This is a genomic window from Chryseolinea sp. T2, from assembly GCF_037203685.1.
Lineage (GTDB): Bacteria > Bacteroidota > Bacteroidia > Cytophagales > Cyclobacteriaceae > Chryseolinea.
This window is the reverse complement of record NZ_JBBCAU010000002.1, coordinates 459164-475467: the sequence shown is the minus strand read 5'-3', so window position 1 is coordinate 475467 and position 16304 is coordinate 459164. Positions and strand designations below refer to the sequence as shown.

Sequence of the window (16304 nt, the reverse complement as noted above, 5' to 3'; positions counted from 1 at the left end):
CGTTGATCTTAGTCGTTATCTGTACAAATGTTAGAGGCACCGTTGTTTATGCCTTCGTTGTTTCGCGGTTTCTCACCTTAGTCAGGTACCAGATGTTCGGCTTCACACCTACTTCTTCGAGAACCTGGTAAGCGCGCGGGTTATGCGCGATCTTGTCAACCTTCTCAGGATTCTTCTCGTCTGCTGGTGTAATCTGAAGGAGTTGTGAGATCTTGCTGTTGGGATCGTTCAGATCACCAAATACGATCGCACCGGTAGAGCAGGCAGCCGCGCAAGCGGTGTTGACTTCTCCATCCTGAACATGGCGTCTTTCCTTTTTAGCAGTGAGCTTACCTTGTTGTATACGCTGCACGCAGAAAGAGCATTTCTCCATTACGCCGCGTGAACGTACTGTAACATCAGGGTTCAGTACCATTTTACCGATCTCGGTATTCATGGCAGGGTTCACTTTCGCGAACTGATCGTTGTCATGATACTTGAACCAGTTAAAGCGACGTACTTTATAAGGACAGTTGTTAGCGCAATAGCGGGTACCGATGCATCGGTTGTACACCATCTGGTTAAGACCTTCGGTGCTGTGAGTAGTTGCTGCCACAGGGCAAACTGTTTCGCATGGAGCGTTGTTACAGTGCTGACAAAGCATCGGCTGGAATACAACCTCCGGGTTATCCGCAGCAGTCTCAAGACCTTTGCGATCATCCGGTGCTGCCGAGCTGCTGTAGTATCTGTCGATACGCAGCCAATGCATCTCCCGACGGTTGATAACCTCCTGGCGTCCTACCAGTGCCACGTTGTTCTCCACGTTACATGCTACCACGCAACCGCCGCAGCCTGTACAGGTATTGAGGTCGATGGCCATACCCCAATGGTGATTGGGATACTTGTGACCCTTCCATATTTTAACTGTTCCGGGGGGCACTTTGTGCTCAGGATCAGCCCATGTAGTAACCTTAGGTTGATAAGGATGTTCCCATCCTGGCGCCTTGAAGTCTTCCAAAGATACTTCCTGGATGACTGTCTGACGACCCATGTAAGTGTTGTGCGTCTGAGTTTGTGCGATCTGGTAAGTATCGCCAGTCTTTTCAAACTTCACGTTTGCCACTGAATAGCTGAGGGATCCATTGACCGTTGCAACGAATGGATAAACGTTCTCGCCTATTCCGTTAGCAACTTTACCAGCTTTCTTGCGTCCGTATCCTAACGGTATGCCTATCGTGCCAGGTGTTTGTCCAGGTTGAACGAGGCCCGGCAGCTTAATGGTCTTGCCATTAACAGTGATCGCATACAGCTTGGTGATGCTTTCAGAGAAATCGATGTCTTTTGCATCCTTCGGCGAAATGGTCACATAGTGATCCCAAACCGCTTTGGTAATAGGATCAGGAAGTTCCTGCAGGAGCGGGTTGTTTGCCTGAGATCCGTTACCAATGTTTCCACTTTCGTAGATAACGAGTTCAATGCCACCACCTGCAATTGCAGAGATAGCCGAAGCTGCTGCATTAACGTCGCCGGCGAATGTTGTTACCGCTGGTGCAGCTGCAGCTACTACTGGTGCTTCGTACACACCATCATACAGGCAACGGTCCCAGAACTCCTGGAATGTTTTGGTCGTATCCTTATAAAACCATTCCTTCCAGTTTGCCTTAACAAATTCAAAGTAGTCCGCGTTGGCTTCACCACCCCATACGAGGAAGCTTTCCTGTGCTGGACGTGACTTATAAATTGGTGTAATTGTGGGCTGACCAAGGCTGAAAGATCCTCTCTTGGGTTCAGCATCATTCCACGCTTCGAGGAAGTGATGATCTGGCGCCAGATACTGGCAAAGATCTCCGGTTTCCTCCTCCTTATATGCTGTCGCGATTGACAGTTTAGATTTCTTAACGATCTCGGCAAGGCGCTCGCCTTGCGGATGATCATACACAGGGTTACAGTTGAAGAATATCAATGCATCAACAACGCCGGCCTCGGCATCAGCAAGAAGCTGCGCCATAGCTGCATCGTCACCCTGACGGTAGTTAACAGGAGAAGCCGGGAGTATAGTTGTTCCATAGCTTCCCAGCATGTCGTTGATACCGTTAACGACAATTTGTATAGCCTTATCGTTGGATCCTGCTACGACGAGTGCCTTTCCGCGGGCAGCCCAAAGGTCGTTTGCTGCCTCTGCGAGGTATTGTTTCTCAACGCCGCCAGACAACGCCGCTTTACCGGCTTTAGCGGCAATGAGGTTGTACAACTGTACGGCTACGGCACCTTCCTCCGACGGCTTTATCTGCGAACGGTAATCCGCATTTGCACCCGTGATGGAAAGTATGGTTTCAAACTGGTAGTGACGTGACATGTTCCGCTTGTTGGCAGAAACCTCACGCGTCAAACCATATTGCTTGGTAAATTCGATAGGAGAAATCCAGCTGCCAATGAAGTCGCAGGCAAGGCCAACGATCACATCTGCTTTGCTGAAATCATATGACGGAACGATCGCAGCACCAATAGACTCCTGGTTTGCCTTCAGTATTCCGTAGGCAGAGCTCTGATCGTATTGAACGACCTGAGTGCTGGGATATTTAGCTTTAAACTTCGCTATTGCTTTGTTCGTGCTGGGGCTTAGAATGGAATTGCTAACGATGCGGATCTGGCCGCCTTCGCTCTCAACTTGTGAAAGCCTGGAGATGATTTCCTTATCCAGATCTTCCCAGGTGATCTTCTTCTTTGAAGCTACCGGACCCTTCAGGCGGGAGTTATCGTAAAGTGAAAGAACCGAAGCCTCAACCTGCGCGCTGGTGCCGCCTTTCGTAACGCCTGAAAGGGAGTTACCGTCTATTTTAATAGGACGACCTTCACGGGTCTTTACGACGATACTGGCGTAGTCTCCGCCATTTGTATAGGTAGAAGCGTAATAGTTAGCAATGCTGGGATCAACGTCAAGAGGCTTATTTACATAAGGGATAGCTTTGCGAACAGGTGCTTCGCAGGCTGCTAACGCTACGGCCGATACGCCGAACCCCATCATCTTGAGGAAGTCCCTACGGCTGTGGCCTGGGTCCTCGGTCTGCTCCGGAGCCTCAGGGAATTCCCTGTTGGCATTCTTAACAAACTCTGCACTGTTAGCCAGTTGTTCTAAGCCTTGCCAGTATACCTTTTTTGATTCTTCCATAAATCGTTATAGCGACGCGTTGATCGTAATTACCTTATATTAATAGTGACACTTAGCACACTCGAGACCACCAATATCCTCAACCTTCATAGGGGTCTTACCCTTCTCCTTCGCATGGTACTCCAGTAACTTGTCATAGTACGCGCTACCCTTGCTGTTTACGTCTGTCTTCCGGTGACAATCAATACACCATCCCATGGTCAACAGAGAATGCTGACGCACTACGTCCATCGTCTCAATAGGACCATGGCAAGTCTGACACTCCTGGCCACCAACGTTCACGTGCTGAGCGTGGTTAAAATATGCCAGGTCAGGCAAATTGTGGATACGTACCCACTCGATAGGTTTCTTGTTATCCCACGCCGCAACGATCTTGGCAATCTCGCCCTCGCCCGTAGTTGTACCAGAACGGATCTGGTTGTGGCAGTTCATACAAATGTTAACTGAAGGAATGGTGGCACTCTTTCCCTTCATCACACCTACGTGGCAGTACTTACAATCTATCTCATACTGGCCGGCGTGAATTTTGTGAGAGAAAGCGATGGGTTGTTTAGGCGCATAGCCCTGCTGAATACCGATGCCATAAAGGCCGTTGATCACTGCCTTGAATCCTAATGCAGCTACTATAAAAGTCACGAGGAAGATGAATCCACCGCTTCTTACTACTGAGCCAAAGCTGATCGGTGAGAAAACTACTTCATGATCTTCTTCAGTGAGTTCCTTGTTCTCCAGGAAGCGTTTCATGGATGACACCATGAAAGCAAGGATCACTACCAACAGCACGAGGATGACAATCATCCCCACGATAATAATATTCAGATAAGTTGAAGGCACTCCTTCACCACCCTGATTAGCTGCAACAGCCTGACCGGGTGCTGGAGTCGCCGGTTCCGCTTTACTTCCTTCCGCTACGATGTAGGCGAGAACGTTCATGATCTCTTCATCCTTTAATCCGGTGAAGGCGGTCATTTGAACTTTATTGTTGTCGGCAAAAACCTTCTGCGCATACTCGTCGCCACTCGCTATAACTTTAGCTGAGTTATGCACGAAGTCCTTTATCCATTGGATCGATGGCGCACGATCTGTCACCCCCTTCAATGCAGGGCCTACTACCTTCTTATTTACAGCATGACAAGTCTTACAGTTGGCATTAAACAATGCCTGTCCCGCCTGAATGGCTGCGGGATCTTTGGAGATTTCCTGGGCTTGAGCTGTTATTGTAAGGAAGAAAACGAGGACGAGAGGGAGGAACTTGCAAGCGGAGGAGAGCGAAATTCTATTCATGTTTGGTTCAGTGTCCGTTTTCAAAACAAGAGGCACAAATCTACTATCGGAGTCCATTTTTTCAAATTTATTTGGGTTGTTGCACAATAAATTGTGGGTAAAAATGACCCCATTTCAAAATCGGCGAAAGGTAAGTCACAATCGTGAATCAGCGATGTTTATCAATAATTTAGAATTATTTTAAATAGCTTCTAACGGCTGTTTTGAATGATCATCGGATCGCTTGTCAACACATGTCTCCCACAACCGATTGAGGGATTTTTTGACTTGAAGTTCTATTGATTATTGTCGGAAAATCCTTCTGGAAACACTGGCCAAAAGCGTCCCAAATACCTAGTCAGTAAGTAGGCGCATTTAAGCGTTTTAATCCTGCGCCGCGCTCCTCTTCCGCTCTGTGTAATGTGCTTAATTTGAAGTCGAACTTTGAACTGAATAAACCTCTCTGAGAACATGCAAGGGCTGGTAAAGTTTGGGAAAGACCGATGAGAGACTGGAGAAGTCCCATGCACGGCTGGGGGAACACCGGGGCAGGGCTGGCGAAGGCTCGTTGATACCCGTAGAAGGGCTTGTGCCCCTCACTCCCCGGATGAGCCTATTCCAAACAAAGCAAAGTCATATTTGACCGGGTCGGCCTTGTCGAGTACCCTCAGATTGTGGGTGAGCTCTACTGCCGTTAGCCAGTCTGTCTGAGCGCGTCTGATCAGCTTCAGCTTCCTTCCCACCCGATCCACGTGTACATCGCACGGGCAGATCAGCTGCGCAGGCGAAATGCGTCGCCAAAGGCCGAAGTCAACGCCCTGGTTGTCACTACGCACCATCCAGCGGAGATACATATTTAACCTTTTGCACGTTGACTTTCGCTCAGGGGTGGCCACGTGCTTTTTTGTGCGATCCGGATGATCGGGCAGACTGAAGAACATTTGGTGAAACTTCACCAGCCCATCGTGAACATTGTCGGCTGATTGGTCGATAAGGAACGCGTCTTCGAGAGAATTGTGTTGGCTGTAGAACCATTTTAGAAATTCAACAAAGTAGAGCGTGTCTGTAAGATTAAACGTACGGTGTTTGAATGTTTCAAGGACGCGAAGGTCACTTGTCTTGTGCTGGGTGATGAAGTCATAAGGGGCATTGTCCATCATCGCCATCAGTTCCAAACATTTCCTGATGATTGTTACCCGCTGACCCCACGCAAGCGTGGCAGCGAACAGACCTGCAATCTCGATATCCTGCAGCCTGGTGAACCGATGGGGTATCGACACAGGGTCCGAGGCAATAAACTGAGGCTGGTTAAATTGCTCCACCTTCTCGTCGAGAAACGGCTTTAGTTCAAGGAGCCTGGCAAGCGACTTTGCATTCATCGATGGTACAAAAGTGGCCCAATATACATGCGCAGCGATGCACATGTGTTGGTTGATGATTGGGGATTTTTATGTAATTAGGCAAAGTGTCGAGAATGCCCGATCGATTCGGGCCTTCGATAACTGAAGTATGAAAAGATTATTCAAGCTACTGGGCCTTATTGTACTGGTACTTCTGGTCGCTGCCATCGCGTATGCGGCAATTACCGCCCCTCCTATCATGGCGGGTATGGCTGCCAAAACCATGTGCTCCTGCGTTTTTGTAAGCGATCGTTCTCCACAAAGCGTGCGAGACAAAGAATTGAAGGTCTTTCCAGGACTTTCGGACGCGTCGATTGATATCGATGAAAAACAGAAGACCGTAACAGCTCGTGTCCTATGGCGAACCAGCAAAGCAATTTTCAGGAAGGGCCTGGGGTGTACCCTTCTGGCAGAACGAAGCGAAGACGACATCCGGGGGCAAAAGATAGCGGTTGCAGATCCACCTATCAGCCGACAGGACACTATAGACTGGCCCATGGGCGATAGGTTGTCACAGGTGTCACCTGCGATCGACACGGTAAAGCTACACGCAGCAATAACCGAGGCATTCAATGAAGATGAACCGGATGGACCAAAAAATACTGATGCAGTGCTGGTGGTTTACGATGGACAACTGGTTGCCGAGAGATATGCCAGCGACAATGACGTTAATAAGCCTCACATGGGTTGGTCGATGACAAAAAGTATTACCAACGCTCTGATTGGGATTCTTGTGAAGTCGGGTAAGTTAACGTTAGAGCAGCCCTTACCGTTTGCAGAATGGAAAGATGATGAGCGTAATGCAATCACGCTAAACCAACTGCTGCAGGCAAGCAGCGGCCTGGAGTGGACAGAATCGTATTTCGTGCCGACATCTCACTTCCATCGCATGTTCATTCTTACCGACGACAAAGCTGGCTACGCTGCCAGCCTGCCACTGAAGGAAGCCCCTGGAAGTCGCTTTCAATATTCCAGTGGAACATCAAACATACTGGCTCGTCTTATACGCCAGACGCTGGGTGATGAATCGTATTACAGATTTCCATACGATTCGTTGTTCTACCTGATTGGAATGAATCATGCGCTCATTGAGCCTGATGCATCGGGTACATTTGTCGGATCGTCTTACAGCTATGCAACCGGACGAGACTGGGCACGCTTTGGTTTGCTTTATCTCAATGATGGGATTTGGAATGGTCGGCAGATTTTACCTAAAGGATGGGTTGAGTATACACGCACGCCGGCACCAGCAGCCTTAAGGGGAGAATATGGAGCCCAATGGCATCTGAATGCGGGTGCGCCAGATAATCCATCGGAAAGAAAATTTCCCAACCTGCCTACGGATGCTTACTGGGCCGACGGTTTCGAAGACCAGTGGATCGTGTTAGTTCCTTCTCACAAGCTGGTCGTTGTTCGGCTCGGTGTCTCACATCACGGCTTTGCAATCGAGCGGCTTGTCACAGAAGTGATGGAAGCAGTGGACGATGGCGGTGGCCCGAAATAATGTCAAACATCGACAGGTGCTGCATATGTTCTTAAGTCTGTTAACCAGGGCATTGATGCATGTGATGGCGTTACAACTTTCCTCATACAAACTGTGTCCAATCCGTGACTACCAGCCTTCACCATGTTACTTGTCAAACGTTTCGATCCGTTGTGTGTAACAGCTCTGATGCTTGTCGCTTTGACCTGTATTGTCACTGCTACTGATGCACAGAACACAGACTTTGATAGCGACTCTATATATTATACCCCTTTATCACGCACTCCGCCAGCAACGGTGGAGCGAAGTGTGTCTGTATTCCGCGACACGGCAAAAGTTGGTCAGTTCACGCGATATTACTTTGATGTAGGAATGGCAATGCTTGCGGGATGCAGTTGTGGGACGGGTCCTGAATTCACTTCCTCTACCTCCACGATTCATGGCGTCACACTGGGCAGAAAATTAAGGGTTGGTGCGGGAGTCGGCTTCGATACCTACGTCGGCTGGCTTGCAGCGCCAATGTTCGGGTCGGTAGGATATGACCTCGTTGGCACGAGGAATACCCACGCCCTTTTTGTTCAGGGCCAGTACGGCTTTTCTTTTGCCTGGTTTCAGGGGTACACCAATGCGTTGCTGCCTGATGAGCAACATGGCGGACCGATGTTCGCTGCATTAGCCGGCTATCGACTGCGGTATCATAATTTACGCATCGCCATTTCTGCAGGATTTAAACAGCAAAAAGCAATCACAGTCTATGAAACGGAGACCTGGATGCCATCGGAAACCGGCGGGATGGTGCCCGGTACGCCAAGCCACACAACAATTGAAACGACGATGGGTCGTGGAGTATTGAACCTGGCCTTTTCCTGGAAATAGTTGCCGGCTTCTGCTGCTACCTGCCGAAGTCGTCCTGAAGTCGGACGATGTCATCCTCATCTGATGGTTTAGCTGCATCGGTATGTTGCCATATTTCGGCAACCATCCCCCACCCATCCAGACCTACGAGACGATGACGCTGTCCTTGTTTGAGCCGGATAATCTCACCGATCGAGAGTTTGTGAACCGGTCCTTCGTTGTCCGTTTCGCTGGTAACAACACCCGCAGTCCCTGCAACCAGTTTCCAGATCTCGGCCCGGCGGAAATGGTACTGCCATGACAGTCTCTTGTTTGCGTCAACCATCAGGATCTTCGGACTAAGCTTGCCGCTGATTTTCAGGGTATCAATTTCAATATCAGGAAAGTATCTTTTCGCGAACGCAGATGCCTGACTTTCGTCCAGCACAAAAAATCCACCCCAGGGGCGTGTCCAGTCTTTGGAAGCTACTTTAAGTCCAAGTTTAGAAAGGTGCTGTTCAACCGTACCAAGTACCTGTTCTTTTGAACCATTCAGTTTAAGCTCGTTTTCCATGTTTGATCATAAAGTTGAACCCGAAATGTAAGGACAAAATCTGACAAATTAATCCCCTCAGTCTACCGCATACCGAATCCCACAACGCTCCCGGATCCGATCCAGGGTTTCCATTAGGAGCAATGAATCATTGAAGCTCATAACAGGACTTTCTTTCAAACCATCGCGCATGCAGTCTGAGACATGTCTGGCCTCAAACTGATAACCATACCCACTCTCACGACTAACCTCTATGTCCTGATGATTGTCCCGCCCCATCACCAGTTCCAACTCGCAGGTGGCATTGTGAAAACGATTCTTCATTTTGATATAGCCTCTCGTTCCCATGATTGTTGCAGTTACGGGAGTTTCAACCTCAAAGGAAGAAGAAAGGGTTGCCAGTGCGCCCGATTCAAACTGTAGATTTATGGCGATCTGCTTATCCACTCCAGTGTCATAAGCATCCATGATGGCGTTGACATTCACCGGGCGGCCCAACAGGGAAACCGCCAGAAACACAGGATAAATTCCGATATCGAGTAACGAGCCTCCGCCAAGCGCCGGATCATAAAGGCGCTGTGCAGGTACGTCGCCACCATTAAATCCAAAATCTGCCTGGACGAATCTGATTTGTCCGATCGTTCCCTCACTTACTATTGACTGCATTTTTTGATACTGCGGCAGGAACTTTGTCCAGAACGCCTCCATCAAAAACACATTGGATCTTTTCGACTCTTCAATCATTTCTTTCACCTGGCGAAGGTTGAGGGCAAGTGCTTTTTCGCAAAGGACTGCCTTTCCATGACGAAGGCATAACAGTGTATGCTCATGATGATAGCCGTGCGGCGTGGCAACATAGATGACATCAACGCCCGGGCATGTTACGAGTCCGACGTACGAATCGAAAGCAAGAGATGCTCCGTATGTTGATGCAAAAGAACGTGCCCGTTCGATGTCCCGGGCGCCGACAGCAACAAGCTCAGCGTTATCAACAAGTTTCAGGTCGGCGGCAAATTTGTTAGCGATCTTGCCGCATCCGAGTATTCCCCATCTTATTTTTTGCATGTGTCTTAATACTTTGCATTCGCAACGGGCAAGGTATGAAAACAAGGTCGCATTTTCAGTTTCAACGCTTCGCCGTCGCGGATGATCAATGCAGCATGAAGGTTGGGACTGATGCTGTGCTTCTGGCTGCCTGGGCAGAAGTACAAAGTGCGCATCGCATTCTTGATATTGGATCGGGATCTGGCGTGATCGCATTGGTGGCTGCGCAAAGAACAAGCGATAGTTGCCTCATCGACGGAATCGAGATCCAGTCCGGCGATTGCAACCAGGCCGCTTCCAATGTTGCGTCGTCTCCCTGGTCGCATCGCATTCAAATGATTTGCTGCGCCATACAGGACCATCATCCGGCATATCAGTACGATGTCATTCTCTGTAACCCGCCATATTTTATCAATAGCCTTCTGCCTCCTAGGGAGGGTCGGACTGCGGCACGGCATACGGTAACACTAGATCATGAAGCACTCTCCAAAGCTGTTGAACGATTGATGACGAAAGGGGGAACCGCGAGTTTCATCATGCCTCCGGGCGAGAGTGATCAATTCAAGAGAGTTATGGAGGCGAAGGGCTTTGAGACTACACGTGTTTGCCGGTTTAGAACGCGCGCTGGTAAGAAGGTAGAACGCGTAATGATGACCTTCATGCGGGCGGAAGGCAAGTCATCGTTGTTAGACAGGCCGACATCTTTTCCTCGCGAAGAAGAGATACTGCTTTATGCTGAAGGCGATGAATGGACAGCGAAATATTCGGCACTTACACAGGATTTGTATCTTCCCAGGGCGGGATCGTTTCCAAAATCTGACGAACGAGGGTCGAATTAGAGCCGATTCTCCGGAAATTCTTAATTGTTTGAACAACCGACTTTGAAAACTTCCCCTATTTTTGTTTTACATTAAACCGCTAACTATGAAACTTAAACACATTGGCCCCCTGGTGTTGTTGTTTGCTGCAGGCGTCAGCTACGGACAGGCAACATGGACGCTGGACAAGGCACACACAAAAATTGGTTTTACTGTTACTCACATGGCCGTGAGTGAAGTAGAAGGAAACTTTAAAGATTTTGACGGCACAGTAACAGCGAAGGGTGATGACTTTGATGGAGCAACTGTCGCATTTACTGCAAAGACGGCTTCAGTCGACACAGACAACGAAAGAAGAGATGGTCACCTTAAGTCACCTGATTTCTTTGACGCTGAAAAGTTCCCTGAAATAACTTTCAAAGGCACACTGGCAAAGAGTGGCACGAAGTACGTTTTAAAGGGCGACTTCACAATACACGGTGTTACAAAGCCCGTGCAGTTTGATGTTACTTATGGTGGAACGATGAACTCGAACGACAAAGGCGGCAAGAAAGCAGGCTTTAAATTGTCGGGTGAAATTGACCGCAAGGACTACGGATTGACGTGGGCGAAGACGGCACCTGGAGGAGAGTTGGTTGTTAGCGACAAGGTGCAGATAGTATGCAGAATTGAAGCAGACAAGAAAGTCTGACCTTGTACTCAGATAGTATTTTAGGAACCCTCGCCACAGGCCATTCGAGCGGCACAGCGAGGGTTCACTTGCCCAGACCATGAAGATCGAAGACGAAATCAAACAGCAGCGATTCGTTAGTGCGAATCAAAAGGCTGTGATTAACCTGTTGTACACAACCAACTGGCTACTCGCAAGACAAAAGGATGTTTTTAAATCCTATAACGTTACGCTCCAGCAATTCAACATCATGCGCATTCTGCGCGGTCAGCATCCCAAGAGTATATCCGCTACTGAAATCAAGGCCCGAATGCTGGATAAGAACTCCGACGTGTCTCGCTTATTGGACCGAATGATTGCAAAAGGACTTGTCAGCAAGAAAACCAGTTTCAGCGACAAACGCGCTGCAGATGTTAATCTTACAGCCGAGGGGTTGCAGCTCCTCGCTGAGATGGACAAAGTGCAGCAGAAGCTTGACAACATTCTCCATCTCAACGAAACCGATGCACTTTTGCTAAGTGATCTTCTTGACAAGTCAAGAGGATGACTTTCAAATCTTAGCCAGTTCTTCCCGGACGAACGTCATTAGCTCATGGATGTAACTTCGACTGAAGTCGAAACGAATACCTGCGGCCTTGTAGATTTCCGGGATTGTGCGCATATATCCGAGCTTTAAGGCCGCCTGATATCCGGCAAGCCCCTTCTTCGGATCCTGCCTGAAATTCCTCCAAACGGCAATGGCTCCGAGTTGTGCCATTCCATATTCAATGTAGTAGAATGGTACTTCATAGAGGTGAAGCTGCTTCTGCCAGAGATAATCCTTGGCTGCCTGAAGTTCTGACCAATCTGTAACTGTGTCTGCAAAGCGATCGAAGATCCTGTTCCATGCAGCCTTTCGTTCATCAAGAGTGTGGGAAGGATTCTCATATATCCAGTGCTGGAACTGATCAATGGTGGCTACCCAGGGCAATGTTTCAATAATGTCTTCCAAATGTTCGCGCTTGGCGCGCCTGAGATCTTCCGGCGAAGGAAAGAATACATCCCAATGGTCCATGGAAATCAGTTCCATAGACATAGAAGCGAGCTCAGCTACTTCAGATGGGGTTGACTTAAAATCATTCAATGGCAGATCACGGGTAAGAAAATTGTGAACGGCGTGTCCTCCCTCGTGCATAATAGTTACCATGTCGCGCAGTGTAGATGTCGCGTTCATGAAAATGAAAGGAACTCCAATTTCAGCCAGCGGATAGTTGTATCCACCCGGAGCTTTTCCTTTTCTTGACTCCAGGTCCAAATGCCCCATTTGTTGCATGATCTCCAGGCACTGCCCGAGAAAGGGATCGAGCTTTTTGAAAACCCCGATAGTTTTTTCAGTCAGTTCTTTGCCACTTGTGAAAGGCTTGAGGGCTTCACGTCCTTCCGGGTCGACAGCTTTATCCCATGGTCTCAGAGAGGCTACTTTCAGTTGTGACTTTCGTTCGTTTGAGAAGATGTCCTGAATCGGCACAACTTCATGGGCTATTGCGTCGTGAAAATCAAAGCAGTCTTTGGGAGTGTAATCAAATCTCCCAAGTGCTTTGAACATGTAGTCGCGGTAATTCTTGAAGTCGGCATTGCGTGCCACGCGATCGCGCAATGAAACCAATCTCGAAAAAAGGTCATTGAGTTTGTCCTTGTCCGATAATCGCCGATCAACAACCTTGTTGTAAACATCCTGGCGTTTGCTCCGGTCAGTTGACTGTAGTAATACAGAAGCTTGTTGGAGCGTCAATTCCTTACCGTCAATTTCAACCGACATTGCTCCGTTGATCTGAGCAAACTTCTGACTCTCGGTGCTCATCTCTGTAAAGAGAGGTACATTCTGCTCGCGAAAGATTTCAATCTCCTTCTTTAGATTTCGGATCATCAGGTCGTATCCCTCCTGCTTCGAAAGAGTATCGAGGGAAGACGACGCAGCCGCTTTCTTATTCAGTTGGTCAGCGACCGGTGCAATCTGCGGTTGAATATTTTCGATGAAGTCCTGATAGCGTGCCCGGTACTGATCGTTCTCAGTGTAGCACGTCATGTTAATATAACGCCACGCCAAATCTTCCGACAGTACAGATTCCAGCTCACTTCGGTCAAGGAACCATTTTTTGAGGTCATCGACGCTGGCTATCTCGCGCTCAAGCAGGTTGTCGAACAGTGGTTTTATCTGTTCCCAGGAGGATACTTTAAAGTCTTCAGCAAGGAAATGGCGGGTTGGCCGCTGCGGAATTTCTATGGCGTTCATAACTATCTGGACTTAGTTGAAGACGCAAAATAGGAAAATGAGCAAAGGAGCCAAAGCCGCAGAGCTTACCGCTTCACTACCCTATTCTCATGCGTTCCGACTTTCCAGATCACATTGTTAACGTCGTCTGTAATAAGAAATCCTTTTCCCTCAGGAAGCAACGTAACGCCTACCGGACGACCATAGACTTTGTCTTTTGTTATGTCGGCCATGAAGCCTGTTATAAAATCTTCCGGAGGGCCTGATGGTTTGCCGTTCCTGAAAGGGACAAACATCACTTTATAGCCAGATAAGGTCGAGCGGTTCCATGATCCATGCTGGGCAATGATTGCACCTTCGCGATACTTCGAGGGAAATTTAGAATTGTCAACAAAGGTAAGCCCCAGCGAAGCGGTATGCGAACCCAAGCCTACATCGGGAACAACAGTTTCTTTTAACGCTGAGGCGGGACGGTCATCTTTCACGCGTTCATCCCTGTTCGTCCCAAAGTATGAATAAGGCCATCCATAGAATCCACCCTCTTTTACACTTGTGAGGTAGTCTGGCACAAGATCATCGCCAAGTAAATCCCTTTCATTCACAACAGTCCATAGTGTGTTTGTTCCGGGCGCCCATCCCATACCGACAGGGTTGCGAAGTCCGGAAGCATACGTGCGCATTCCAGTGCCGTCAGGATTAACCTCGAGAATTGATGCCTTCAGAAGTTCTTCCTCAAAGCCGTCTTCGGCCGCATTGCTTCCCGAGCCGACAGCGATGTATATCTTCGAACCGTCCTTGTTTGCAATAATATTGCGGGTCCAGTGCTGATTGTTTTTTCCAGCAGGCAAGTCAACGAGCTTCTCTCCTTTCCCGGTAATTTTCAGATCGCCCGAACGATATGGAAATCTCCATAACGCATCAGTGTTGGCTACATATAACCAATCCTTAAGCACCAGCACACCAAAGGGGAGATTTAGTCCTTCGAGAAAAATCTGACGTACATCAGGCGTCCCATCTCCATTAGTATCCCGAAGCAGTGTGATCCTGTCAGCGCTTTTTTTCATGCTGTTCGATTTGTTGGCGCCAATGATTGCTGCTCCAATCTTTTCCAGGAAAGAATGCGGGGTGTTGGACTCCACGACAAGTATGTCGCCGTTCGGAGTAACATAAGTAGTTCGGGGATTTTGCAGGCCGCCGGCAAATTGCTCAACTGTAAATCCGTTGGGTGCCGTTGGTTTTCTTCCATTCTCCCAACCCTGAACTTTAGAAAAGTTCATCTTTGACTTTGTCGCGTGTGGCTTTGGCAATGCTATCGTGTCTGCATTACCGTGACCTTTGGTGCCTTGCTCCTGACAATAACTTTGAATAAGTACGCAACTTAGCAATACACATAATGCCAGTTTAACGACTCGACCAGCCTTGTTTGAAAGATATTCGCAACTCGCATAAAAGGGCGCGTTAGTATTATCGTACGACGTTGTTGATTTCATGGCTTTGACTTATTAAACAGGCTCCTGGTCAAAGCCGAGGAAAATTTGTGCCACGTATCGGTGAAGCCATTACCTAGCCTGCTATGGTGTACTGGCGAAATGGCACTTTAGTAATGCCTGCCTGCCGTGTTACTGATGGTCACAAATGCTGAGTAAATTACACACTCTGGGTAAAGTGAATACTTACTGCCTGCTGCCGGCGTACAGCTCGTATTCAAGCAGTCTGCAGTCTATTCTGGCTGAATAAAATTCAATTCGGCTTGAGGCACGAAGGCCAATCTTCTTTGCGAGATCCAGATTCCCGGTAAAAACGTAACCGAGATAACCCTGGCATTTCTTCTTGAGGAAGTCGCCCATGCGGGCGTACGTTTCCTCCAACTGACTTTCAGCGCCCAATCTTTCACCGTACTCCGGATTAAAATAAATGACGCCAGGGGTCTCCGGTACAGGTGTCTCTGCAAAGTCACACAATCTGAAGTTTATCAGTTTTTCAACGCCTGCGAATGAGGCATTCTTCTGAGCGATGTCAATTGCGTCACGGCTAATGTCGGAAGCTATTACCTGCAACCCTGGCACATCTACGACCTGCCGGCGGATCGTGCGAAGAGCGTCGTCGTAGATTTTTTTTTCGTAGCCAGAGAAATGCATGAATGAATAATTCTCACGATACAGTCCAGGGACTCGGTTTGTCGCCAGTAACACGGCTTCGATAGCCACGGTACCGGAACCGCACATAGGATTAACAAAAGGAGAAACCTTGTCCCATCGCGAAGCTAATAACGTCGCTGATGCGAGGCCCTCAAGCATCGGAGCTTTGCCGGGAATCATTCTGTAGCCATGCTTCGCCAGTGAGTCACCGGAGGTGTCGATGAAGATTTCAGCGTGTTCACCTTTCCAGAAGAGATATATAACCGCGCCTGAAAGTTCTGACCCAGAATTGGGGCGTCGGCCATTGACCCGTACCATACGATCGACAACAGCATCCTTCACCCGAACATTCGCGAACATGCTGTTATTGATCGTCGGATGATCTACGTTACTGGTGATAGAAAAGTAGTCGTCGGGGCCAAGTAACTTTTCCCATGGCATGTCGACGACATGTCTGTAAACATCGTCCGGGTGATTCGCACGGAATGATTCAAGTGAGTAATGAACCTGACTCGCGCACCGCAGATTCAGATTCAGCCTGATACACTCGTTCATTGTTGCGCGAACAATGACGCCAGTAGGAAAAACGCTTTCAGGAATAAAACCGAGATTTCTGATTTCGGACTCAAGGAAAGGCGCCAGGCGCTTACTGCAAGTGACAACTACTTTGGATCGAGTAATGAATGGCGTAAGGATCATCGA

13 protein-coding genes are annotated in these 16304 nt (G+C 48.5%); 5 read left to right on the top strand and 8 right to left on the bottom strand.

What is annotated here, in order from left to right; genetic code table 11:
• Positions 1-46: 46 nt before the first annotated feature.
• The 3 genes from WBG78_RS06880 to WBG78_RS06870 all read right to left on the bottom strand — a co-directional run bounded on the left by WBG78_RS06880 (position 47) and on the right by WBG78_RS06870 (position 5790).
• Positions 47-3148, bottom strand: coding sequence for a TAT-variant-translocated molybdopterin oxidoreductase (locus WBG78_RS06880; RefSeq protein ID WP_337325656.1), 3102 nt, complete (start codon positions 3146-3148; stop codon positions 47-49).
• 39 nt (positions 3149-3187) lie between these two features.
• Positions 3188-4432, bottom strand: coding sequence for a c-type cytochrome (locus WBG78_RS06875; RefSeq protein WP_337325655.1), 1245 nt, complete (start codon positions 4430-4432; stop codon positions 3188-3190).
• Positions 4433-5007: 575 nt separating this feature from the next.
• Positions 5008-5790, bottom strand: coding sequence for a TIGR02757 family protein (locus WBG78_RS06870; RefSeq protein ID WP_337326247.1), 783 nt, complete (start codon positions 5788-5790; stop codon positions 5008-5010).
• Positions 5791-5920: 130 nt separating this feature from the next.
• Here WBG78_RS06870 and WBG78_RS06865 point away from each other — a divergent pair, with 130 nt between their 5' ends.
• Together WBG78_RS06865 and WBG78_RS06860 are read left to right on the top strand one after the other, a co-directional pair.
• A complete protein-coding gene (locus WBG78_RS06865; RefSeq protein ID WP_337325654.1) occupies positions 5921-7315 on the top strand; it encodes a serine hydrolase domain-containing protein in 1395 nt (464 codons plus the stop codon).
• A 123-nt stretch (positions 7316-7438) separates the two neighbouring features.
• A complete protein-coding gene (locus WBG78_RS06860) occupies positions 7439-8170 on the top strand; it encodes a hypothetical protein (RefSeq protein ID WP_337325653.1) in 732 nt (243 codons plus the stop codon).
• A gap of 16 nt (positions 8171-8186) precedes the next feature.
• Here the strand turns inward: WBG78_RS06860 and WBG78_RS06855 are convergent, their stop codons facing one another.
• Together WBG78_RS06855 and WBG78_RS06850 are read right to left on the bottom strand one after the other, a co-directional pair.
• Positions 8187-8702: a phosphoheptose isomerase gene (locus tag WBG78_RS06855; protein WP_337325652.1), complete on the bottom strand. Its 516-nt coding sequence runs from the start codon at positions 8700-8702 to the stop codon at positions 8187-8189.
• Between the two features lie 57 nt (positions 8703-8759).
• Entirely contained in the window at positions 8760-9746 is a 987-nt protein-coding gene (locus WBG78_RS06850; RefSeq protein WP_337325651.1) for a Gfo/Idh/MocA family protein, read from the bottom strand.
• A gap of 35 nt (positions 9747-9781) precedes the next feature.
• Here WBG78_RS06850 and WBG78_RS06845 point away from each other — a divergent pair, with 35 nt between their 5' ends.
• The 3 genes from WBG78_RS06845 to WBG78_RS06835 all read left to right on the top strand — a co-directional run bounded on the left by WBG78_RS06845 (position 9782) and on the right by WBG78_RS06835 (position 11760).
• The gene (locus WBG78_RS06845; RefSeq protein ID WP_337325650.1) at positions 9782-10564 is read left to right on the top strand and encodes a tRNA1(Val) (adenine(37)-N6)-methyltransferase; all 783 of its coding nucleotides are present in this window, start codon (positions 9782-9784) and stop codon (positions 10562-10564) included.
• An 85-nt stretch (positions 10565-10649) separates the two neighbouring features.
• Positions 10650-11234 carry a YceI family protein gene (locus WBG78_RS06840; protein WP_337325649.1) on the top strand — a complete coding sequence of 195 codons (585 nt, stop codon included), beginning with the start codon at positions 10650-10652 and terminating at the stop codon, positions 11232-11234.
• 79 nt (positions 11235-11313) lie between these two features.
• The gene (locus WBG78_RS06835) at positions 11314-11760 is read left to right on the top strand and encodes a MarR family winged helix-turn-helix transcriptional regulator (RefSeq protein ID WP_337325648.1); all 447 of its coding nucleotides are present in this window, start codon (positions 11314-11316) and stop codon (positions 11758-11760) included.
• A gap of 3 nt (positions 11761-11763) precedes the next feature.
• Here the strand turns inward: WBG78_RS06835 and WBG78_RS06830 are convergent, their stop codons facing one another.
• The 3 genes from WBG78_RS06830 to WBG78_RS06820 all read right to left on the bottom strand — a co-directional run bounded on the left by WBG78_RS06830 (position 11764) and on the right by WBG78_RS06820 (position 16301).
• On the bottom strand, positions 11764-13485 hold the full coding sequence (locus WBG78_RS06830) for a M3 family oligoendopeptidase (RefSeq protein WP_337325647.1): 1722 nt from the start codon (positions 13483-13485) through the stop codon (positions 11764-11766).
• Positions 13486-13550: 65 nt separating this feature from the next.
• Positions 13551-14954, bottom strand: coding sequence for a PQQ-dependent sugar dehydrogenase (locus WBG78_RS06825; RefSeq protein ID WP_337325646.1), 1404 nt, complete (start codon positions 14952-14954; stop codon positions 13551-13553).
• A 183-nt stretch (positions 14955-15137) separates the two neighbouring features.
• Positions 15138-16301 carry a THUMP domain-containing class I SAM-dependent RNA methyltransferase gene (locus WBG78_RS06820; RefSeq protein WP_443092764.1) on the bottom strand — a complete coding sequence of 388 codons (1164 nt, stop codon included), beginning with the start codon at positions 16299-16301 and terminating at the stop codon, positions 15138-15140.
• Positions 16302-16304: the final 3 nt, after the last annotated feature.